The sequence below is a fragment of the Novosphingobium silvae genome (assembly GCF_009856825.1).
GTDB classification, from domain to species: Bacteria; Pseudomonadota; Alphaproteobacteria; order Sphingomonadales; family Sphingomonadaceae; genus Novosphingobium; species Novosphingobium silvae.
Genome location: NZ_WVTD01000002.1, coordinates 163,316 through 183,824, shown reverse-complemented (window position 1 = coordinate 183,824; position 20,509 = coordinate 163,316). Strand labels below are relative to the sequence as shown.

Sequence of the window (20,509 nt, the reverse complement as noted above, 5' to 3'; positions counted from 1 at the left end):
TCCCAAGCCATGGCATCGCAAGAGATCGAGACTTTGACCGCCGCGCTGTCGCGCCTGCCGGGGCTTGGCCCGCGCTCGGCGCGGCGTGCCGTGCTGTGGCTGATCAAGCGCCGGGAAACCTCGCTGGTCCAGCTCGTCGAAGCGCTGGGCGCCGTTCGCCGGGCGCTGGTGGAATGCGAGGTATGCGGGAACGTCGATACGGCAAATCCCTGCGGCATCTGCGCCGATCCGCGTCGCGACGGCCGCGCGCTGTGCGTCGTGGAGGAAGTGGCGGATCTCTGGGCACTTGACCGCGCCCGCCTGTTTACCGGCAAATACCACGTCCTGGGCGGCAGGCTTTCGGCGCTGGACGGGATCAGGCCGGAAGATATTGCCATCGATACGCTGTTGCGGCGTGTCGGCTCGGGCGGCATCGACGAGGTGCTGCTCGCCATGAACGCCACTCTCGAGGGGCAGACGACGGCTCACTATATAGCCGAACGACTCGAAGGCCTCCCAGTCAGGGTGACCCAGCTCGCCCATGGCCTCCCGGTCGGCGGTGAGCTCGACTACCTGGACGAGGGCACGCTGGCGCAGGCCATACGGGCACGGCGGCCGGTCCCCTGATCCGATCACTATGATCGGCGGTGCATCCTTGCGGATTTCGCCGTTCGCGATTATCTGGCGGAACATGGCTATCCGCGAAATACTTGAAGTTCCAGACCCGCGCCTGAAGCAGGTCTCCGTTCCCGTCGAGAAGTTCGACGATGAACTGCGCGTCCTTGTCGAAGACATGTTCGAGACGATGTACGATGCGCCCGGCATCGGCCTTGCCGCCATTCAGGTTGGCGTGCCGCAGCGTGTGCTGGTGATCGATCTCCAGCCCGAAGACGAGGATGCCGAGCCTGAGGTGTGCCACTCCCACGGCGACCATCACCACACGCATCAGCCCACCCGGAAGGAACCTCGGATCTTCATCAATCCCGAGATCCTCGACCCTTCGGACGACTACATCGTCTACCAGGAGGGCTGTCTCTCGGTTCCCGAGATCTTCGCTGATGTCGAGCGTCCGGCGCGGATCCGTGCCCGCTGGCAGGACCTTGACGGAGCGGTGCACGAGGAAGAGATGGAAGGCCTGCTGGCGATCTGCCTTCAGCACGAGATGGACCACCTCGAGGGCGTGCTCTTCATCGATCACCTTTCCCGCCTGAAGCGTCAGATGGCGCTGAAGAAGCTGGAAAAGCTGCGCAAGGCCGCCTGAGCTATCATCGCCTCCAGCCCGGTGGGGAAAAACTTCGCGCCGGGCTGGCGTTCCTAAAACGTTCCGCTAGATTGCGGTGATGGAATTTGCTGTCGCCTCGATTCTCGCACTTCTGGCCGGTCTCGTCGCCGGCTGGTTTTTCGGCTCTCGGCCCGTCGGTCATTGGCGTGCGCAAGCGGAGACGCGAGAGCGCGAAGCACGCGAGACGGACGCCAGGTACCTTCGGGCATTTGCCGATCTTGAAGCTGCCCGCGAACGGGCAGGCCGGGCTGACGAACTGAGCCTTGCGCTCGATCATGCCCGCGCGGAACATCGTGCGGAGACCGATCGGCTGCGTCAGGAAAGCGCGGCGATCCTTGATCGCACCAGGAACGAAACGACCGCATTGTTGGAGAAGACCCGGGCGGAGCACGCGTTCCAGATAGACGCCCTTCGGCGTGAGCAGCGCGAGCTGGCCTCGGAGCTGGCGACCTTGCGTGAGAAATCCGCCAATTTCGACGAGCAGAAGCGGCTCCTGCTGGAAGCGCAGGAGACGCTTCGCAAGGAGTTCGAGAACGCTGGTGCAAAGGTGCTTGAAGGCGCCCAGGAAGCCTTCCTGCGCCGGGCCGGTGCGCGCTTCGAGGAAAGCGAGAAAGCCAGTGCAGAGCGGATCGCGACGATCCTTGCGCCCGTAGGGCAGCGGCTGCGGAGCTATGAGGAGCAGGTTGCCGCGCTGGAAGAGAAGCGCACCGACGCGTTCGGCAAGCTCCATGGCCAGATAGAGGCATTGCGCGTGGGGCAGGAACTTGTCCGCAACGAAGCCCTTCGGCTGGGCAACTCGCTTCGAAACGCGCCTAAGGCACGCGGGCGGTGGGGCGAACAGCAGCTCAAGAATGTCCTTGAGCAATGCGGCCTTACCGAACACACCGACTTCGCGACCGAGCAGTCGATCGACACCGAGGATGGCCGTCTGCGACCAGACGCGATCGTGCGCATCCCGGGCAACAAGCAACTCGTCATCGACGCCAAGGTATCACTGAACGCCTATCAGGATGCGTTCGAGGCGGAGGACGAGACGCTTCGCATAGCATTCCTCGACCAGCATGCCGCATCGATGCGGGCGCATATCCAGGCTCTCGGCAACAAGAGCTACCAGAGCCAGTTCGAGAACGCGCCGGACTACGTCATCATGTTCGTTCCCGGAGAGCATTTCATCGCTGCAGCCCTCGATCACGATTCCGGGTTGTGGGACTATGCCTTCGATCGTCGGGTCCTTCTCGCCAGCCCGACGAACCTTGTCGCCATTGCGCGCACGATAGCGCAGGTGTGGCAGCAGGAAGGCCTTGCGCGCGAGGCGCGGGAGATCGGCAAGCTCGGCAGCGACCTCTATGACAGCCTCGCGAAGACGCAGGACGACCTCGGCAAGGTCGGGATGCACCTCGGACGGGCCGTAAACAGCTTCAACGATTTTGCGCGCACCTACGAAGGCAACGTGATGAGCCGGGCGCGGCGGCTTGGCGAAAAGCACATCAAGATCGGAAAGCGCGAAATTTCCGACGATGTACCGTCGGTGGATGCGGCGCCGCGCTTCTCCGAGGCGAGCCGGCACTCGCTCCCGGCAGCGGAAGTCGCCGAATAGCGTCAGTCGGCAGTATCGACCCGGACAAGTTCAGCAGTGTGGCCGCGTGACTGCAGGATCATGCGGTTGCCCTCCACGGCGATACGCGGCGTCGCGACGATCAGCGAGTTCACGGCCGTACCCTGATGCCAGGAAGGCGCGGCGCACGCAGTTTCGGTCTGCGCGAGCGGGCCGGCGACGAGACGGTCGGCATCCATGCGCCAGGGTCCGTCGAGGCTCCTGCAGCCGACCTCAATACCGATCTGCCCATCCTCGAAGGTGATCCCCGAAGCCGCAGAAACGGGACGTTCGCCATCGATCCGGTCGAAGCGCCAACTGCTCTCTGAGAGGTGCGAGCGCTCGGTATTCTGTGAACATCCGGCAAGGCAGGCCAGGCTGAGCAGGAGGAAGGCGACTTGTCTCATGGCCTGCCTCTCCTGGCAGGGGTCATGTGAGGGTGGGATGAACGAGGTTGTTCAACCTTCGCGCAAGTGTGCCAGCGCCTCGTAGGCAAGGACCGCGCCTGCTACTGCGGCGTTGAGGCTGTCTGCCCGCCCGAGCATTGGGATGGTTACCCGCAGATCGCACGCTTCCTCGTAGGCCGACGGAAGACCCTGCGATTCGTTCCCGACCATCAGGAAGCAAGGCGCGGCGTAGGGCGCCTGGCGATAATCGGTGGGATCGCGCAGGGAAGCAGCTACCAGTTGCCCGTTGCCGGAACGAAGCCACCCGGTGAATTCATCCCAGCGGGCGATCGCCAGCTTCTGCGTGAAGATCGCGCCCATGCTGGCGCGGACAGCCTCGACGGAGAAGGGGTCGGCACAGTCGTCGATCAGGATCAGACCTCCGGCCCCTACGGCGTCTCCGGTGCGCAGCATCGTGCCGAGGTTCCCAGGATCGCGTAACGCTTGCGCCACCAGCCAGATAGGGGCTGCCGAACGATCGAGATTTGCGAGGCTGGTATCGAACTCGGCGAAGACCCCGGCCACGGCCTGGGGGTTGTCCTTGCCGGTCACCTTTGCGAGGATCTCGACGTCCATCTCGACGACCTCGCCTCCGGCGGCGACGACCGCTGACTCGAGCGCGTCGAGCAGCGGGTGCGGATCGCGCCCGATCGCCATGACAAGCATCTCAGGCACGATGCCGCACTCGCGCGCGTCGGTCAGCAGACGCAATCCCTCGGCCAGGAAGCGACGTTCCCGCTTGCGGTGCTTCTTGTCGCGAAGAGACCGCAGGAACTTGACTAGCGGATTGGAGAAGCCGGTAATGGTGCGGCGCGAAGGTGCGCCGGGCCAGTCTTGCGAAGCCACGATTTTAGCCAGCCCCGTTCACTCTTCGCCGAACCCGTCGCGCACCAGCGCGGCCAGGACGGCGAGCGCGTCTTCGGCGCCTTCGCCGGAGCAGGCGATCTCGATGGTATCGCCTTTTGCGGCGCCCAGCATCATCAGGCCCAGGATCGAGCCGCCTGCTGCACTGGTGCCATCCTTGGAAACCGTGACGGCGACCGTGCCGGGGAGTTCGGCCACGTGATTGACGAACTTCGCGCTCGCCCGTGCATGCAGCCCGCGCTTGTTGACGATAACGATGGTATCCCGACAGGCGATCATGCGTCCTGCCCGAGGTATTCGCTTGCGATCGTGATGTAGTTGCGGCCGGCATCGCGTGCAGCGGCCTCGGCGTCGCGCACCGGCATGCAGCTTCGCGCTTTGGCGAGCCGGATCAGCATCGGCAGGTTGATACCCGCAATGACCTCTACCTTGCCCGCTTGCATCAGCGAAATCGCGAGGTTGGACGGGGTGCCGCCGAACAGGTCGGTCAGGATGATGACGCCTTCGCCGGTATCCACCTTGACGATGGCCTCTGCGATTTCGTTGCGGCGGCGTTCCATGTCGTCGTTTGGCCCGATGCACACGGTCGCAACGTCGGACTGATCACCGACGACGTGCTCCATCGCGTGTACGAATTCCTCGGCAAGATTGCCGTGGGTAACCAGGATCAAGCCGATCATGCTGGGAAGGCGCTCCGAAATACCTGCAGGTGCCCCTGGGACGTGTTCTCATTTCTCACGCTGCAGACCTCCTTCAAGAAGATCGGCTGCACGCGAACCCAGGTTGCGGTGCAGCAATGTGGGGGAAAATCCCGAGTGACGCAAGGTCGCTGCGATCTGCTCGGCCGTGAAGACCGAGCGGTGCCGCCCCCCGGTGCAGCCGAACGCGATATGCACGTAGGCTTTCCCTTGTTGCCGGTACCGCGGCAGCAGCAGCAGGAGCAGGTCGCGAATGCGTTCGAAAGCCTCGGCGTAGGCGGGATCCTTGCGGATGTACTCTCCGACTTCGGGATCCTGCCCGGTCTGCGGACGAAGCCGTGCATCCCAATGGGGATTGTCCAGAAAGCGCATGTCGAAGACCAGATCTGCTACTGGCGGCATCCCGCGCGAGAAGCCGAAGCTGGAGACGGTGACCGTCAGTTCGCCAGGCACGCTGGAGGCGAAGCGTTCGCGAATCACGCGTTGAAGATCGTTCGAGGTGTACTCTGTCGTATCGACAAGGATGTCGGCCCAGCGGCGGAGAGGTGCGAGAAGCTCGCGCTCGGCGCGGATACCGGTGGAAACCGGCGAGTCTCCCGCCAGGACGTGGCGTCGACGGGTCTCGTTGTAGCGACGCTCCAGTTCGTTGCTCGAGCAGTCCAGGAACAGGGTGGTAAGTTCGATCTCGCGCCGTTCGCCCAGGCTTTTCACCTGCGCGATGACCCGTTCCGGGTCGAACCCCCGGGTTCGCGAATCGAAGCCGATCGCCAGCGGTGGCCGATCTGCACCGGGGCCGTCGGGAGCGATGTCGATCATCGCCTCGAGCATGCGGATGGGGAAGTTATCGACGATCTCCCAGCCAAGGTCTTCCAACACGCGCAGTGCCGTGGTCTTGCCCGCGCCGAGCATGCCGGTGACCAGCAGCAGGCGCTGTCGCGCGGGTGCGGCCTGCGACTCTGGCTGCGACGTCGCGTCGCCTTCTACCGCTTCATTCACCATGCGCCCTATCTGCGCGCAGCCGATCCGAAAGGAAAGGGCCCGCTGCCGGGTATTCGCGCGAAGGCCACTATTGGGACAGTCCTGCGCCAAGGCCAAAGCGGCGCAGCGCCAGTTCCGCCTTCAAGGGAAGGACGCTGTCGTGCGGGCACAGGGCGAGCGAGGGTATGGCCGCTCCGCAAAGGTCGAGGCTGCTTGCTTCCTCGATATACCGGGGGGCGGCGGGGTCGAGGACCACCGCAAGCGCTACGGCAACAACTTGGGCGCACGGAAAGGCAAGCAGCCCAAGGTTGCGGATTTCCAGGAGCCCGCGGGTATTCGGGTGTGGGCCGGCAAGCAGCCGTCCATCCCTCTCTTCGACCAGGAGGGAATCGTCGCCGACGAGCCGTGCGCCGCGGTCGATCAGGGAGAGCGCGAGGCTGGACTTTCCGCTGCCTGATGGCCCCAGGATGAGCAGGCCTCGCCCGTCGATTTCGACGCAAGTGGCCTGATATGGGTGCGCAGCTGGCGTCATGGCTCCGAATGCCACGCGGGCAGGTATATCACCAGTCGTGCTCCTGAAGCGCCGTCCGTCCGGTCAGTCGCCACCAGTTTGCCGAAATGCGCTTCGACGATGGTGCGGGCGATCGCGAGGCCGAGGCCGCTGTGCTTGCCGAACTCTTCGCGCGATGGACGAAGCGAGTGAAATCGCTCGAACACGCGTTCGCGCGCGCTGGCGGGGATGCCCGGGCCATGGTCGGCAACTGCGATTCTCACCCGGTTTTCCGCATGGGCCAGCGTGATCTCGATCTGGCTGCCGGAAGGGGAAAAGGAAACGGCGTTGTCGAGAAGGTTCTGCAGGACCCGCTCGAGCCTCGGGGCATCACCCGAAACCATCAGCGGGGCAGGGGCGGCACCCGAGTTGCCCTGCAGTGCCAGTTCCTCGCGCCGGATCGAGACCTGGCAGTCGCCATTTACGCCGCGGTGATCGCGTTCCGCCACGAGCGCGCGAACCAGCGCTTCCATGTCGAACGGCTCGAACGTCGTGCGGCTGAGCTGGGCGTCGATGCGGCTTGCATCAGCAATCTCGGTCACGAGGAAGTCGATCCGGCGCACATCGTCCTGCGCTATCCCGATCAGCTGGCGGCGCAGGTCAGCTGCCTCCACCCGGTCGAGGCTTTCAAGCGCGCTACGCAGCGAGGTGAGCGGGTTCTTCAGTTCGTGCGCGACGTCTGCCGCGAAGCTCTCCACCTCGTCGATACGCTGGCGCAGCGCGCCGCTCATGTCGGAGATCGCGCGTGCCAGAAGGCCGATCTCGTCGCGGCGGTCGGGAAGGCGAGGGACGACCACGCTCCGGTCGCGCCCGAGACGAACGCGCACTGCCGCGCGCACCAGCTTGCGCAAAGGCTCGACGATCGTGCGCGCCAGGTACAGCGACAGAAGGATCGACACGCCCAGCGCGCCGCCGACGATTATGGCAAGGGTCTGTCGTGCCATGCGCACGTTCTCGGTGATGTCGCGCGCATTGCGGGTCACCAGGAGAGCCGAGCCGTCTTGTCCCACGGGTGTCGCGGCAATGATGACGGGCGTGCGGTCCGGAGCTGCCTTGTGGTTGATCGAGGTGCTTCGCGTGGCGAGCGCAGCGGCCACTTCCGGCCATGCAGAAGCATCGTTTCCGGGCGGATCGCGATAGTCCGGTATCGGCGGAGCGCCGAGGATGAAGTCCATCCCGCGATCCAGCATCCGGGCTGCATCCTGATACCAGGGCTCGGTTGCGGGATCGATCAGGGCGTAGGAGGGCCGCGCAAGCTCGAAGCTGTCGGCGACGAGCTTTCCGCCGGGGCCGAACAATCGCAGGCGCAGTTCCTGTTCGGGACCGATCCGGCGGATGAGGTCGAGCCGCCCGGCAAGATCCTCGTCGCTGAGAGCATCTGCGGTGATCTCCGCTTCGGTCTTCGCAAGACGATAGCGCTCGGCAAGCAGCTCACGCCGGTAGCTGTCGATGTAGAAAAGGCTGCCGGCGAGCAGGGCCAGCGCGATGACGTTGACGGCGAGTATGCGCGCGGTGAGCGATACGCTCCACGACAATCCGAGGCGCACCGCAAGGCGAGGCCGTGGCTTGGCCCGCGACTTCTCAGCCATCGGTAAAAGAGTATCCGGCGCCGTAAAGCGTGTCGATCGCGGCGAACTCCGGGTCCGCGGCACGGAACTTGCGGCGCAGGCGCTTGATGTGGCTGTCGATCGTGCGGTCATCGACGTAGATGTCGTCGCTGTAGGCTGCGTCCATCAGCTGGTTGCGGCTTTTGACTACGCCTGGGCGCAAGGCCAGCGCCTCCAGGATGAGGAACTCGGTGACAGTGAGCGAGACCGGTTTGCCGTCCCAGAGCACCTGGTGTCGTGCCGGGTCGAGTGCCAGACGTCCGCGTACCACCGGGTCGGGCAGGTCAGCTGACGGTGCCTCCTCCCGCTCGGCCCGGGCCGCGAGCTCGCTGCGCCGGAGGATCGCCCGAATGCGGGCGACCAGCAGTCGCTGGCTGAACGGCTTTGCGATGTAATCGTCCGCGCCAAGCGCAAGGCCGAGAGCTTCGTCCGGTTCCTCGTCCTTCGAGGTCAGGAATATGACGGGGAGGCTCGAATGGGCGCGCAGGGCCTGCAGAAGACCCAGGCCATCCATGCGCGGCATCTTGACGTCGAAGATGGCAAGGTCCGGCGGGTTCTCCAGCAGAGCCTTTAGCGCGGCCTCGCCATCCGCGTAGACACGGGTCGCAAACCCCTCCGCCTGCAGCCCGATCGACAGGGTTGTCAGGATGTTGCGATCATCGTCGACCAGAGCGATCGTCTGCCGCCGCGCTGGCGCCGAGGCGCTGCCGATGGCGCAGTCCGTCTGCGAGGGGGGGAATGGTGCATCGGCCATGGGCTGCCCCAAGGTCCCTTCTTCTGCATGGAGCCATGCTGACTAGCGCCTGCGCCCCGCGCTGGCAATCGACGCGGCGCGGTCCCGATAGCTCCAGATACGAAGCAAATCCGAGGTGGGTCGGATGAATAATGCGTCGTGTCCGGGTGCTTCGTAGTTCCAATTGTTGCTGATTTGACGGAAAAGAGAGTGTCGCATATTCGCGGCGCGATTCTTGCGCAGGAATCGGCGGCGGCCTCAGGCATACTGCAGGCTGCCAACTTTTGGAGGAGACGACATTGACCACTTCGCTTGGCTACCCGCTCGACAGACAGGGCATTGAGACGAAGGCTCAGATCTTCGCGAACCTCGGCACGGCCCCCCTGGTCGAGCAGGCGGTGAAGAACGGTGAGGGCGTGCTTTCGGCCGACGGTCCGTTCGTCGTCGCTACCGGCAAGCACACCGGGCGTTCGGCGAAGGACAAGTTCATCGTCAAGGACGCCGAGACCGAATCCACGGTTTGGTGGGGCAAGACCAACGTGCCCATGACGCCCGAGCACTTCGCCGCGCTCAAGGAGGACTTCCTTGCTGCCGTTGCGACGAAGGACAAGCTCTACGTCGCCGATCTGTTCGGAGGCTCGCAGCCCGAACATCGCGTCAATGTACGCGTGATCAATGAATTCGCCTGGCACAACCTGTTCATCCGCACGCTGCTGGTGCGCCCGACTGCCGGCGAACTCGCCGACTTCGCGCCCGAATACACCATCATCGACCTGCCCAGCTTCCGCGCCGATCCCGAGCGTCACGGCTCGCGTTCGGAAACGGTGATCGCAGTCAACTTCTCGGAAAAGCTGATCCTCATCGGCGGCACTGCCTACGCTGGCGAGATGAAGAAGTCGGTCTTCGGCATCCTCAACTACCTGCTGCCTGTGAAGGGCGTGATGCCGATGCACTGCTCGGCCAACATCGGGCCGGACGGTGATACCGCCGTGTTCTTCGGCCTTTCGGGCACCGGCAAGACCACGCTTTCGGCCGACGCGTCGCGCACGCTCATCGGTGACGACGAGCATGGCTGGTCGGACACCGCCGTGTTCAACTTCGAGGGTGGCTGCTATGCCAAGATGATCCGCCTTTCGGAAGAAGCCGAGCCGGAAATCTACGCCACCACCCGTCGCTTCGGCACGGTTCTGGAAAACGTGGTGATCGACCCTGAGACCCGGAAGATCGATCTCGACGACAACTCGCTGGCCGAGAACAGCCGCGGGTCCTATCCGATCGACTTCATCCCGAACTGCTCGGAAAAGAACCTAGGGCCGGTTCCGAAGAACATCATCTTTCTGACGGCGGACGCCTACGGCGTGCTCCCCCCGATCGCGCGTCTGACGCCCGACCAGGCAATGTACCACTTCCTCTCCGGCTACACCGCCCGCGTGGCGGGTACGGAAATTGGCGTCACCGAACCTGAAGCAACCTTCTCGACCTGCTTCGGTGCCCCCTTCATGCCGCGCCATCCCTCGGTCTACGGCAATCTCCTCAAGGAGCGCATCGCCAAAGGCGGTGTAAAGTGCTGGCTCGTCAACACTGGCTGGTCGGGCGGCAAGGCGACCATGGAAGGCATCAAGCGCATGCCGATCAAGGCGACCCGCGCCCTGCTGAACGCTGCGCTGGATGGCAGCCTCAACAATGCCGAGTTCAAGGAAGATCCGAACTTCGGCTTCGAGGTTCCGGTGGAAGTTCCCGGCGTGGACACCAAGCTTCTCGATCCGCGCGGCGCCTGGGCGGATCCGGCAGAGTACGACCGCACTGCGCAGACGCTGGTGAAGCAGTTCATCGACAACTTCGAACAGTTCGAAGCCCACGTCGACGAAGGCGTGCGCAAGGCGGCGCCTGTGGCGGTTTGAACTGACGATTGTTTCAACGGGAAGGCTCTGGAACTTCGGTTCCGGAGCCTTCTTCGTTTTCCCCGCACGGATCGAGGGTCGAGAATCGGGGTTCTCACTTGCGGTCCTGGACTCCGCAACGCTCACGGCCTGCCGTTCCCTCCATCAGTTCTGCGGGTGGGCCTGCTGCTGGCGATCCACGGTCGCAACGCCTCGGAGAAATCCCGGCCTTCCGCTTGTCATGCTTTGCCCCCATATTTCCAGCTCCACCATTGGAGTACGAAAGATGGGACTTTTTGACGGTATCCTTGGTCAGGTCAGCGAGCATGCGGACGTGGTCAATCTGGCAGACAAGCTTGGCATCGATCCCGCCGTGGCGGAAAAGGCGATCGTGGCGCTTGGTATCGCGCATCAGCAGGAAGGCGATACCGCGCAACTCGCGGCGGAGCGTTCGGGCCTTGACCTCGGCACGGTTCAGCAGATCATCACGCAGATCGGCGGGGAAGGTTCCCTGACGCAGTTCGCTGGCGCTATCGCGGCCGACCCCGGCCGCGCGGCAAGCTACTTCGACAAGGACGGCGACGGCAGCGTGCTCGACGATCTGAAGGGCATGTTGGGCCGCAGCTGAGACTGACCACGCGTCATCCCCGCTGGTACGGGGATGACGCTTTGAGCTTGCTGCTGAACGGGTAAGCTACCGGGCTGGCGTCGGAGCCGCGTATCAGCCTTTCCTGCCGGCGATGTAGGCGGAAACATTGTCCGCAAGAACGTCAAGCGGAACATTGCCTCCATCGACGACGGCCTGGTCGAAATCGCGCAGGTCATAGGCCGCGCCCAGTTCGTCTTGCGCGCGCTTCCTTTGCGCAACGATCTGGGAATGGCCCATCTTGTAACCGCATGCCTGACCAGGCCAGGAGCAGTAGCGGTCCACCTCGTTGACCACTTCCTCGCGCTTGTTACCGTTCTTCTCCATGAAGAAGCGCACACCTGCTTCGCGCGTCCATCCCTTGGAGTGGAGGCCCGTGTCCACCACCATGCGGCACGCCCGGAAGGCGAGGGACTGGAGATAGCCAAGCCGGCCGACCGGGTCCTCGTCATACGCACCCAGTTCGTCTGCCAGCTGCTCGCCGTAGAGCGCCCAGCCTTCCGAATAGGCATTGAAGGCGAGGATCGACCGGATCAGCGGCAGGCGGTTAGCATATTCGCCCTGCCAGACGTGGCCGGGAATGGCCTCGTGATGGACAAGGGTCGGCAGATCGTACTTGCGGTGGAGGTCCGTGGTGCGCATGTTGATCCACATCTTGCCGGGCACGGTGCCGTCCTTCGAACCCGCACCGCCATAAGCGGTGGGTGCACCCGGTTCCTCGGAAAGCGGGAGACGGCGCACCTCGACGTTCCCGGGCACCACCTGACGGAAGGCGCGGGGCATCTGGTTCCGAACCCACTCGATCCGCTGGCGGATGAAGGCGCGGATCTCGTCGCGGCCAGGATCTCCCTCGGAAAACATGAAGCGCTTGTCGGTGCCGAGCGCAGCCATCCGCTCGCCCACCGTGCCCTTCGTGTACCCGAGGCTTCGCAGGATAGGATCCATGCGCGCGTGCAGGTCTGCCAGTTCCTGCAGGCCGCGTTCGTGAATTTCGGCTGCCGGTACGCGCGTGGTGGTACTGGCGCGCAGGGCCCATGCGTAGAACTCCTCGCCGTGCGGCCGCTCGCGCATGCCCGGGTCGGACTTCGCACGGCCGCGCTGGCGCTGCAGTTCGGCAAGCTGGCGTTCGAGCGCGGGCACCACCTCCGAGGCGACGATGCGCCGCGCGTCGGAAGCCCAGCTACCGTTCATGCCCTTGGTACGAGTCTCGATCGAGGCCACCAGCCCGCCGCCGTCAGCACGTGCGTCGGCGATAGTGCTGGTCATCTGGGCGATGGCGCGGTCGAGGAGGAAGTCCGGCGGCACGAGCCCCATGTCAGTAGCGGCACGGATACGAACGAGTTCGCCATCCAGCTGTCCGTCAAACTGCCCAAGCCGCGCGATGTATGCGTCCGCGTCCTCGGGCGTCTTCACCGGATGATCGGCATCAAGGAAGCGGGGCAGATCAAGATAGGCGCCCACGTTCTGGATGACGACATATGGCGTGTTGCGCCACCCGCCGACAGCGACGTCGCCATAAGGAAGGGCAAAGCCCTCGAGCGCAGTGGCGAACGCGCTGCGCACAACGGCGAAGCTGGTGTTCAGCGATGCCTCGCCCGGGACTGGTTCAATCGACGAAACGGCAAAAAGATCGGCTTTCAGGGTCTCCGCCACCCGCGCGCGGCCGGCTGGCGAGCGATCCTCGAGCCTTGTCCGCAGGTTCGCGTGGATGCCGGTGTCGACGCCAAGGCCGGTCGCACCCTCCGGAGCGAGTTCTAGAAGGCGCCAGGCGATGGCATCGAGACGCTGCTCGCCGGCAAGGGGCAAGGCGTTGGCGGGCGCGGCTGCTGGCGTTCCCGCCTCGGTCGTCGCACAGGCAGGCAGCGCCAGAGTTGCCGTGCCCGCAGCGAGAAGCTGAAGGGCGTTGCGCCGGGAAAGCGGCGTGTCGATTGTCGGGGAAGTGTCTTGCATCGCCAGACGATGGCAACGCGTTTCGACGGTGTCAAACCCGCTTGCCGGGACTTCAAATCGACGAGCCTCGGTTCTACGGAAGGCGTATGAACATCGCGCTCTCGCTTCTCGTGCTTACCGCCATCGCGCTCGTGCTGGGTTCGGCTGCGCTCTTTCGCCGAGGCGGCTATCGCAAACAGGCGATACTGATGCTGGTGCTGGCGGCAGTCATGGTGATGAACATCGTCATCTGGACACTTCCCACGCAGGAAGGCCGATCGCTTTCAAGCGAAGCCGAGCGGGAAGAAGTGCCTCATTGAGGATGCCTGTCGCCCCGCGGAATGCCGAGGCGACAGGCTGCGTATCACTTGATCGGGCAATCCGGCGCGAGCCGCATGTCGAGGTAATTGTCCACCGAGCGCATGAGTTCGGGCATCTCGTTCTCGAAGAAGTGGTTCGCGCGGGGAATTTCGTCGTGGTGGATGGTGATGTGCTTTTGCGTGCGCAGCTTGTCTACGAGCTTCTGCACCGCGTTGGGCGTGACCACCGTGTCTCCCGTTCCCTGAATGATGATCCCGGAGGCCGGGCAGGGGGCAAGGAAGCTGAAGTCGTACATGTTCGCCGGCGGAGCTACCGAGATGAAACCCCGGATTTCGGGTCGGCGCATCAGCAGCTGCATGCCGATAAGCGCTCCGAACGAGACGCCGCCGATCCACGTGGTCGATGCCTCGGGATGGATCGACTGCACCCAGTCGAGCGCGGCGGCGGCGTCCGACAGTTCGCCGATGCCGTTGTCGAAGCTGCCCTGGCTGCGGCCCACGCCACGGAAGTTGAAACGCAGCGTGGCGAATCCGCGCGCAACGAAGGTCTTGTACAGATGCTGCGTGATGCGCTCGTTCATCGTCCCGCCGGCTTGCGGGTGTGGATGCAGGATCATCGCGACGGGCGCGCGGGGACGCAGAGCCGGCTGGAAACGACCTTCGAGACGTCCTTCGGGACCGGGGAAGATGACTGCGGGCATGGGTTGTGGCGGCCTGACCTGTTGAAACTCGCGCCGGCGCGCCTGAAGCGGCGACTGCGGGAGTGGAATTGAGAAACGCTCGCTATATAGAAAGATCGCCTCTGAAAACAACTTCGCAAGCAAGGGCCTGCTTATCATCTATCTCGACCACGCCGCGACTACGCCGATGCTTGACCGCGCGCGGGCGGCCTGGGCGGAAGGCGCGAAGATTTGGGCCAACTCCTCCAGCCCCCATGCCGCCGGTCGAGTCGCAAGGTCTGCGCTCGAGGAAGCACGAGCGCGGGTGAAGGCGGCGCTTGGCTGGGAAGGCGAAGTGATCTTCACTTCCGGTGCGAGCGAGGGGCTGGCGATCGCGCTCGGCCGGGTGAAAGCGGATCGTATCCTCGTCTCGGCTGTCGAACACGATGCCGTCTTCCGCGCTGCGCCGGGTGCCGAGGTGCTGCCCGTGCTTGACGGCGCGGTCGCGCAGGAGCCGCTGATGCGCGCGCTTGAACTGCCGGGACGAGCAATCGTCGCCGTGCAGTCGATCAATTCCGAGACGGGCACGATGATGCTTGGCCAGGGACACAACCCCGTCGTGCAGCAAGTGCGCGAGGCGAACGGCTTGTTCCTGGCGGACTGCTCGCAGTCGGCTGGCAAGCTTCCCCTGCCCGATGCCGACATGATCGTCGTCTCGGCGCACAAGCTGGGCGGGGCCCCGGGCGTCGGAGCGCTGCTGGTGCGCGACTTCGCGATGCTGGAGCCCAGCGGAGGGCAGGAGCGAGGCTACCGCGCGGGAACGGAAAACCTCCCCGGCGCGCTGTCGTTCGCCGCTGCCCTCGAAGCGGGCGGTATGGAAAGCTGGGCTACGTCGGAAGAGCAGAGGCTTGCCTTCCGCCGGCAGCTTGGCGAACGCGCCCACATCGTCGCGCCCGGCGTGCAATGCTCGCACATTCTTGCGCTGGCCGCGCCGCGTATGTCGGCGACGGCGATGCTGATCCGCATGGACGCAATCGGCTTCGCAATCTCAGCGGGCAGCGCATGTTCCTCGGGCACTCTCAAGCAGAGCCGCGTTCTGCAGGGGTTCGGGACAGGCGAAGACATCGGTCGGCGAACGGTACGCGTCTCCATCGGCTGGAACACGAAACCTGAAGAACTCGACGCTTTCGTCGAGGCGTGGGACCGCGTGAACGCATGATCTATCTGGATTATCAGGCGACGACACCTCTCGCACCCGAAGCGCGCGAGGCCATGCTTCCGTGGCTTGGCGGAGCGGGCACCGGCGGCTTTGCCAATCCCCATAGCCCCCACCGCTCCGGCCGAGCCGCAGCGGCCGCCGTCGAACTGGCGCGTGCGCAAGTAGCCGCGCTGATGCCGGAGGGAGGGCGAGTGATCTTCACCTCCGGCGCTACGGAGGCGATCAATCTAGCCTTGGTGGGCAGCGGCGCGCGCCGCATCGCCGCATCGTCGATCGAGCATGCGGCGGTTCTGGACACCGCCGGGGCCTGCGATCCGGCCCTGACCCTACTTCCGGTAAACGGCGAGGGCCTTGTCGGCGAAGATGCAGCGATACCGCCCGGAACCAGCCTTGTCGCCGTCATGCAGGTCAACAATGAGATCGGAACCGTGCAACCCGTGAACGCCCTTGCTGCCCGGGTGCATGAGGCGGGAGCCCTGTTCCTCTGCGACGCCGTTCAGGGTGCAGGCCGGATTGCTCCGCCTGTCGAGGCCGACATGATCGCGATCAGTGCGCACAAGATCTATGGCCCCAAGGGGATAGGTGCGCTCTGGCTGCGCGACGGGCTTGACCTCAACCCGATAATCCGCGGCGGCGGACAGGAACAGGGGCTCCGGTCCGGTACGCTGAGCCCCATGCTGTGCGCCGGGTTCGGAGCCGCCGCGAGTGCGGCGCTCAAGCGGTTGGAGGAGGACGCGGTCCATGTCCGTGAACTTTGGAGCACCGCTCGCAACATTCTGTCGCGCTGGCAGGTGAACGGCTCTGCCGACGCGCGCTGGCATGGGAACCTCAACGTTCGCCTGCCGGGGCTCGACGTGGCCCGCCTGATGTCGGACGTTCGGGATGTGGCGTTCTCCGTCGGATCGGCGTGCGCCAGCGGCTCGGGCCGGCCGAGCCATGTCCTTCGCGCCATCGGTCTTTCGGACGCAGAAGCGAAATCCTCTATCCGTCTGGGATTCGGTCGATATACTCACCCGAGGGAACTTGAGGATGCCTGCGCCAAAATCGAAGCCGCAGCGGCGGCGCAGGGAGTATGACGTTGGTAGACGTGGTGTTTGTTACCGTCGATGGGTCCCGGGTCACGGCACGTGCTGAACCCGGAGCACGCCTGCTGGAAGTTGGCCAGAACGCCGGCATGCCGCTTGAAGGAACGTGCGAGGGGCAGATGGCCTGCTCGACGTGCCACGTCATCGTTTCGCCTGACTGGTTCGACAAGCTGCCCCCCGCCTCTAACGAGGAGGAGGACATGCTTGATCTTGCCGCCGGGGTGGGCCGCACCTCTCGACTCTCGTGCCAGATCGAACTGACGGATGCGCTCGACGGGCTTGCCGTCCGCATTCCCGGTGTCGTCCGGGACATGCAGATCGGCTGATTGCCCTTGTACCGCCCACGGGCCACGGGCGGCAGGAATGAAATCAGGCTGCCTGGGCAGCTGCGGTGCCCTCCTTCACGGCCGCGATGACGGCTTTTGCGAATGCCGGAATGTCATCTGGCTTTCGGCTCGTGATGATGTTGCCGTCCTGTACCACTTCCTGATCCACCACGTTGGCCCCGGCATTGCGCAGGTCCGTCCGGATCGACGGCCAGCTGGTGACGGTCCGGCCTTCGGCGACGCCAGCTTCGACAAGGAGCCAGGGGCCGTGGCAAATGGCCGCGACCGGCTTGCCCGACTGCGCGAAGCTGCGCACGAGTTCCACGGCCTTGTCATTCATGCGCAGAACGTCCGGGTTGATCTGGCCGCCGGGCAGGACGAGGGCTGCGAAAGCGTCGGCATCCACTTCGTCGAGCGTCTGATCCACCTTCACCGTGTCGCCCCAGTCGGTATGCTGCCAGCCCTTGATTTCTCCGGCTTCGGGGCTTGCGATCACGGTCTCGATGCCTGCGGCATTGAGTGCGTCCCGAGGGCCAGTGAGCTCCGACTGTTCGAAGCCGTCGGTCGCGATGATGAGCACGCGTTGAGCCATGCCAGAAGTCTCCTGTATTTGGGGGATGGTACAGGAATGGTCGGCGGAAAACTTCGGTTCCTGTGGTTCCACTCGGCCGGCCGTGTTGCTAGTGCGTTCCGGCCATGGTGACCACGACAGACGACGACTCCGATCCGTTCGACGCCATCGTCGACGCGCCCTTCGACGCCGCCTTGTCGGAGCGCTACCTGATATATGCGCTGTCGACGATCACGGCGCGCTCGCTGCCGGACCTGCGCGACGGGCTAAAGCCCGTGCATCGCCGCCTGCTCTGGGCCATGCGGCTGCTGAAGCTTGACCCGGGCAACGCCTACAAGAAGTCGGCGCGCGTCGTCGGAGACGTGATCGGCAAGTATCACCCGCATGGCGACGTGGCGGTCTATGACGCCATGGTCCGCCTCGCGCAGGACTTTTCGCTGCGCTATCCCCTTGTGGAGGGGCAGGGGAACTTCGGTAATATCGACGGCGATAACGCTGCCGCCTACCGCTACACCGAAGCCCGGCTGACCAGGACCGCTATCCAGCTCATGGCCGGGCTGGACGAAGGCACAGTGGATTTCGTGCCGACCTACAACGGCGAGGAAAGCGAGCCGGAAATATTCCCCGGCCTGTTCCCCAACCTCCTCGCCAACGGCGCGATCGGCATCGCCGTTGGCATGGCAACGTCGATCCCCAGCCACAACGTGGCCGAGATCATCGATGCGGCGCTGATGCTGATCGACAATCCGCAGGCAGAGCACGCGCAGCTGATGGAAGTATTCCACGGCCCGGACTTCGCGACCGGCGGCTTCGTGGTGGATAGCCCCGAGGCGATCAGCCATGCCTACGAGACCGGCAAGGGCGCGTTCCGCGTCAGGGGGCGCTTTTCTACGGGCCGCAACCCGGATGGGACCTGGGAGGAGACCGGGATTGAAAAGATGGGTGCCGGTCAGTGGCAGCTCGTCGTCACCGAAATCCCGTACATGCTCGCCAAGGGCAAGCTGATCGAGCAGATCGCCGCGCTGATCGGCGATCGCAAGCTGCCGATCCTGGAAGACGTGCGCGACGAGAGCGACGAGGAGATCCGTCTCGTCCTCGTCCCCAAGAGCCGTAACGTCGATCCCGAACTGCTGAAGGAAAGCCTCTACCGCCTGACCGATCTCGAAAGCAGGTTCAGTCTCAACCTCAACGTACTGGATTCGCATCGGACCCCGGGCGTGCTGGGGCTCAGGCTGCTGCTGCAGGAGTGGCTTTACAGCCAGATCGACATCCTGCTGCGTCGCACCCGTCACCGGCTCGACAAGATCGCGGCGCGGCTCGAACTGGTCTCCGGCTACATCATCGCCTATCTCAATCTCGATCGGATCATCGAGATCATCCGCCATGAGGATGATCCCAAAGCGGTGATGATGGCCGAGTTCGAATTGACCGACAGGCAAGCCGAAGCGATCCTCAACATGCGCCTGCGCTCCCTGCGCAAGCTTGAGGAAATGGAACTTCGCAAGGAACATGCCGAACTGCTGAAGGAGCAGGACGAGCTCAACAAGCTGCTCGAAAGTCCCGCTCGCCAGCGCACGCGGATCAAGCGTGACCTTGCCAATCTGCGCAAGGACTATGCGGAAGACACGCCTTTGGGGCGCCGGCGGACGACGATCGCACAGGCGGCCCGGACGGTGGAGTTCAGCATGGACGCCATGATCGAGAAGGAGCCCGTAACGGTGATCCTCTCGGCTCGCGGCTGGATACGCGCGGCGAAAGGGCACGTGCCACTCGACGGAGACTTCAAGTTCAAGGAAGGCGACGGTCCCGCGTTCGCATTCCATGCGCAGACCACGGACAAGATCCTCATCGCGCTGGACAACGGCCGGTTCTACACGGTGGGCGCAGACAAGCTGCCGGGCGCTCGCGGCTTCGGCGAGCCGATCCGAACCATGGTCGACATCGATGCCGAAGCGCATGTCGTCTCCGCCATCCCCTACAAGCCCAAGGGACAGTTGCTGCTGGCATCGAACATCGGCCGGGGCTTTGCGGCGGAGATGGACGAGCTTCTGGCCGAGACCCGCAAGGGGCGCGCGGTGATGTCGACGAAGCCGGGAGTCACTCTGTCCATCGTTCGCGAGATTCCGGCCGAGCATGACCACGTCGCGGTCATGGGCGACAACCGGAAGCTGGTGATCTTCAGCCTCGAGGAACTGCCGATCATGTCGAAGGGGCAGGGCGTCACGCTGCAACGCTACCGCGACGGGGGAATGGCGGACGTGATCACGCTGCGGCTTGAAGACGGGCTCTCGTGGACGATGGGCGGGGAGAGCGGCCGGACCCGGACGGAAAAGGACATGCAATTGTGGAAAGTCGCACGCGGTGCCGCCGGACGGCTCCCGCCGGTCGGCTTCCCGCGCGACAACAAGTTCCAGGGGTGAGTGAAAGGAAGGTTCAGCTCACGTTTTGCGGATGATGCGGCACCAGGATAAGGGTGCGCCCTTCCACCCGCCAACTCGCCAGACGCGACAGCAGGTTCATGCCGATCACGTTGGTCTCGCCGATCCCCGGCGCAACGACTGCATCGAGTTCCCGCGCGACGATGTTGCCGATGCGCAGTTCATCGATGGTGGCGAGCTGTGCCTTCACCGTCCCGTTCGCCGTCTTCATCAGCACGGAGCGGTTGAGAGTGTTCGTCTTCAACTCCGCGGCGGTCGCGGTGGCTGGCGAGATGGCGGTAAGCGTCGCGCCGGTGTCCACCAGGAACTGGCGCTCGACGCCGTTCACCGACGCCGTGATCCAGAAGTGCCCGTCCCGCTGCATGGGCACCCGCGTCTCCCCGCCTTCGACGCTTTGCCGTTCGATGCCGAGTTGAGGCAGCGCGAAGTCGGCGCCGGTCGTAAGCCGCGCCACTTGTGCGATCGTGAGCAGCATCGCCGCGAGAAGTCCCAAGTTACCGAGCCCGCGCACGAACCCGCCCAGCATGGGGGCCGGACGCCGAAGCAGTCCGCCCAGCATGCTCGCGACGATGCCCGCCAACGCAAGCGCCAGAAGGGGCTGGCCGGCGAGGAAGTTCAGGATCTGCGGGAAGTCCATGGATTGCGTCATACCAAGTCGCGGCTTTCCATTGGCTGTATGCGTCCACTTAGTCGCGGCCGCAGCCT

At 64.5% G+C, this 20,509-nt stretch carries 22 protein-coding genes; 10 read left to right on the top strand and 12 right to left on the bottom strand.

What is annotated here, in order from left to right:
- The first annotated feature begins 9 nt into the window (after nucleotides 1-9).
- The 3 genes from recR to GR702_RS03830 all read left to right on the top strand — a co-directional run bounded on the left by recR (nucleotide 10) and on the right by GR702_RS03830 (nucleotide 2,858).
- On the top strand, nucleotides 10-606 hold the full coding sequence (gene recR, locus GR702_RS03840; RefSeq protein ID WP_160984649.1) for a recombination mediator RecR: 597 nt from the start codon (nucleotides 10-12) through the stop codon (nucleotides 604-606).
- 64 nt (nucleotides 607-670) lie between these two features.
- Entirely contained in the window at nucleotides 671-1,240 is a 570-nt protein-coding gene (def, locus tag GR702_RS03835; RefSeq protein ID WP_160984648.1) for a peptide deformylase, read from the top strand.
- A gap of 79 nt (nucleotides 1,241-1,319) precedes the next feature.
- Nucleotides 1,320-2,858, top strand: coding sequence for a DNA recombination protein RmuC (locus tag GR702_RS03830; RefSeq protein ID WP_160984647.1), 1,539 nt, complete (start codon nucleotides 1,320-1,322; stop codon nucleotides 2,856-2,858).
- Nucleotides 2,859-2,860: 2 nt separating this feature from the next.
- Here the strand turns inward: GR702_RS03830 and GR702_RS03825 are convergent, their stop codons facing one another.
- From GR702_RS03825 to GR702_RS03790, 8 genes are all read right to left on the bottom strand, one after another.
- Nucleotides 2,861-3,262, bottom strand: a complete 402-nt coding sequence (locus tag GR702_RS03825; protein WP_160984646.1) for an META domain-containing protein — start codon at nucleotides 3,260-3,262, stop codon at nucleotides 2,861-2,863.
- Between the two features lie 51 nt (nucleotides 3,263-3,313).
- Nucleotides 3,314-4,147 (bottom strand): TrmH family RNA methyltransferase, encoded by an 834-nt coding sequence (locus GR702_RS03820; protein ID WP_160984645.1) that lies wholly within the window; start codon nucleotides 4,145-4,147, stop codon nucleotides 3,314-3,316.
- Between the two features lie 18 nt (nucleotides 4,148-4,165).
- Nucleotides 4,166-4,444 carry an HPr family phosphocarrier protein gene (locus GR702_RS03815; protein ID WP_160984644.1) on the bottom strand — a complete coding sequence of 93 codons (279 nt, stop codon included), beginning with the start codon at nucleotides 4,442-4,444 and terminating at the stop codon, nucleotides 4,166-4,168.
- A complete protein-coding gene (locus GR702_RS03810) occupies nucleotides 4,441-4,845 on the bottom strand; it encodes a PTS sugar transporter subunit IIA (RefSeq protein WP_160984643.1) in 405 nt (134 codons plus the stop codon). The genes GR702_RS03815 and GR702_RS03810 overlap by 4 nt, the downstream gene beginning before the upstream one ends.
- Before the next feature lie 48 nt (nucleotides 4,846-4,893).
- Complete coding sequence (rapZ, locus tag GR702_RS03805; RefSeq protein ID WP_160984642.1) at nucleotides 4,894-5,862, bottom strand: RNase adapter RapZ; 969 nt, start codon at nucleotides 5,860-5,862, stop codon at nucleotides 4,894-4,896.
- Between the two features lie 67 nt (nucleotides 5,863-5,929).
- Nucleotides 5,930-6,373 carry an HPr kinase/phosphorylase gene (locus GR702_RS03800; RefSeq protein ID WP_160984641.1) on the bottom strand — a complete coding sequence of 148 codons (444 nt, stop codon included), beginning with the start codon at nucleotides 6,371-6,373 and terminating at the stop codon, nucleotides 5,930-5,932.
- The gene (locus tag GR702_RS03795; protein WP_160984640.1) at nucleotides 6,370-7,980 is read right to left on the bottom strand and encodes a sensor histidine kinase; all 1,611 of its coding nucleotides are present in this window, start codon (nucleotides 7,978-7,980) and stop codon (nucleotides 6,370-6,372) included. Before GR702_RS03795 ends, GR702_RS03800 begins: the two co-directional genes overlap by 4 nt.
- Complete coding sequence (locus GR702_RS03790; RefSeq protein WP_237449540.1) at nucleotides 7,973-8,752, bottom strand: response regulator transcription factor; 780 nt, start codon at nucleotides 8,750-8,752, stop codon at nucleotides 7,973-7,975. The genes GR702_RS03795 and GR702_RS03790 overlap by 8 nt, the downstream gene beginning before the upstream one ends.
- A gap of 278 nt (nucleotides 8,753-9,030) precedes the next feature.
- Here GR702_RS03790 and GR702_RS03785 point away from each other — a divergent pair, with 278 nt between their 5' ends.
- Both GR702_RS03785 and GR702_RS03780 read left to right on the top strand, forming a co-directional pair.
- Nucleotides 9,031-10,632, top strand: coding sequence for a phosphoenolpyruvate carboxykinase (locus GR702_RS03785; protein ID WP_160984639.1), 1,602 nt, complete (start codon nucleotides 9,031-9,033; stop codon nucleotides 10,630-10,632).
- A 265-nt stretch (nucleotides 10,633-10,897) separates the two neighbouring features.
- Entirely contained in the window at nucleotides 10,898-11,239 is a 342-nt protein-coding gene (locus tag GR702_RS03780; RefSeq protein WP_160984638.1) for a hypothetical protein, read from the top strand.
- Nucleotides 11,240-11,332: 93 nt separating this feature from the next.
- Here GR702_RS03780 and GR702_RS03775 read toward each other — a convergent pair whose 3' ends face one another.
- On the bottom strand, nucleotides 11,333-13,207 hold the full coding sequence (locus tag GR702_RS03775; RefSeq protein WP_160984637.1) for a DUF885 domain-containing protein: 1,875 nt from the start codon (nucleotides 13,205-13,207) through the stop codon (nucleotides 11,333-11,335).
- 86 nt (nucleotides 13,208-13,293) lie between these two features.
- Between GR702_RS03775 and GR702_RS03770 the strand changes: the two genes are divergently transcribed.
- Nucleotides 13,294-13,506: a hypothetical protein gene (locus GR702_RS03770; RefSeq protein WP_160984636.1), complete on the top strand. Its 213-nt coding sequence runs from the start codon at nucleotides 13,294-13,296 to the stop codon at nucleotides 13,504-13,506.
- A 44-nt stretch (nucleotides 13,507-13,550) separates the two neighbouring features.
- On the opposite strand, the gene GR702_RS03765 is transcribed toward GR702_RS03770, so the two are convergent.
- Nucleotides 13,551-14,207: an alpha/beta hydrolase gene (locus GR702_RS03765; protein WP_160984635.1), complete on the bottom strand. Its 657-nt coding sequence runs from the start codon at nucleotides 14,205-14,207 to the stop codon at nucleotides 13,551-13,553.
- A 136-nt stretch (nucleotides 14,208-14,343) separates the two neighbouring features.
- On the opposite strand from GR702_RS03765, the gene GR702_RS03760 reads away from it, so the two are divergent.
- Genes GR702_RS03760 through GR702_RS03750 form a run of 3 tightly spaced genes read left to right on the top strand, consistent with a single transcriptional unit; the run spans nucleotide 14,344 to nucleotide 16,795 of the window.
- Nucleotides 14,344-15,384: a cysteine desulfurase family protein gene (locus GR702_RS03760; protein ID WP_337192524.1), complete on the top strand. Its 1,041-nt coding sequence runs from the start codon at nucleotides 14,344-14,346 to the stop codon at nucleotides 15,382-15,384.
- The gene (locus GR702_RS03755) at nucleotides 15,381-16,460 is read left to right on the top strand and encodes a cysteine desulfurase family protein (RefSeq protein WP_160984633.1); all 1,080 of its coding nucleotides are present in this window, start codon (nucleotides 15,381-15,383) and stop codon (nucleotides 16,458-16,460) included. Before GR702_RS03760 ends, GR702_RS03755 begins: the two co-directional genes overlap by 4 nt.
- A 2-nt stretch (nucleotides 16,461-16,462) precedes the next feature.
- Nucleotides 16,463-16,795: a 2Fe-2S iron-sulfur cluster-binding protein gene (locus GR702_RS03750; RefSeq protein WP_202408037.1), complete on the top strand. Its 333-nt coding sequence runs from the start codon at nucleotides 16,463-16,465 to the stop codon at nucleotides 16,793-16,795.
- Nucleotides 16,796-16,838: 43 nt separating this feature from the next.
- On the opposite strand, the gene GR702_RS03745 is transcribed toward GR702_RS03750, so the two are convergent.
- Nucleotides 16,839-17,387, bottom strand: coding sequence for a type 1 glutamine amidotransferase domain-containing protein (locus tag GR702_RS03745; RefSeq protein ID WP_160984631.1), 549 nt, complete (start codon nucleotides 17,385-17,387; stop codon nucleotides 16,839-16,841).
- A 104-nt stretch (nucleotides 17,388-17,491) separates the two neighbouring features.
- Here GR702_RS03745 and parC point away from each other — a divergent pair, with 104 nt between their 5' ends.
- The gene (gene parC, locus GR702_RS03740; protein WP_160984630.1) at nucleotides 17,492-19,786 is read left to right on the top strand and encodes a DNA topoisomerase IV subunit A; all 2,295 of its coding nucleotides are present in this window, start codon (nucleotides 17,492-17,494) and stop codon (nucleotides 19,784-19,786) included.
- Nucleotides 19,787-19,799: 13 nt separating this feature from the next.
- On the opposite strand, the gene GR702_RS03735 is transcribed toward parC, so the two are convergent.
- Nucleotides 19,800-20,453 carry a retropepsin-like aspartic protease family protein gene (locus tag GR702_RS03735; RefSeq protein ID WP_237449539.1) on the bottom strand — a complete coding sequence of 218 codons (654 nt, stop codon included), beginning with the start codon at nucleotides 20,451-20,453 and terminating at the stop codon, nucleotides 19,800-19,802.
- Nucleotides 20,454-20,509 lie beyond the last annotated feature (56 nt).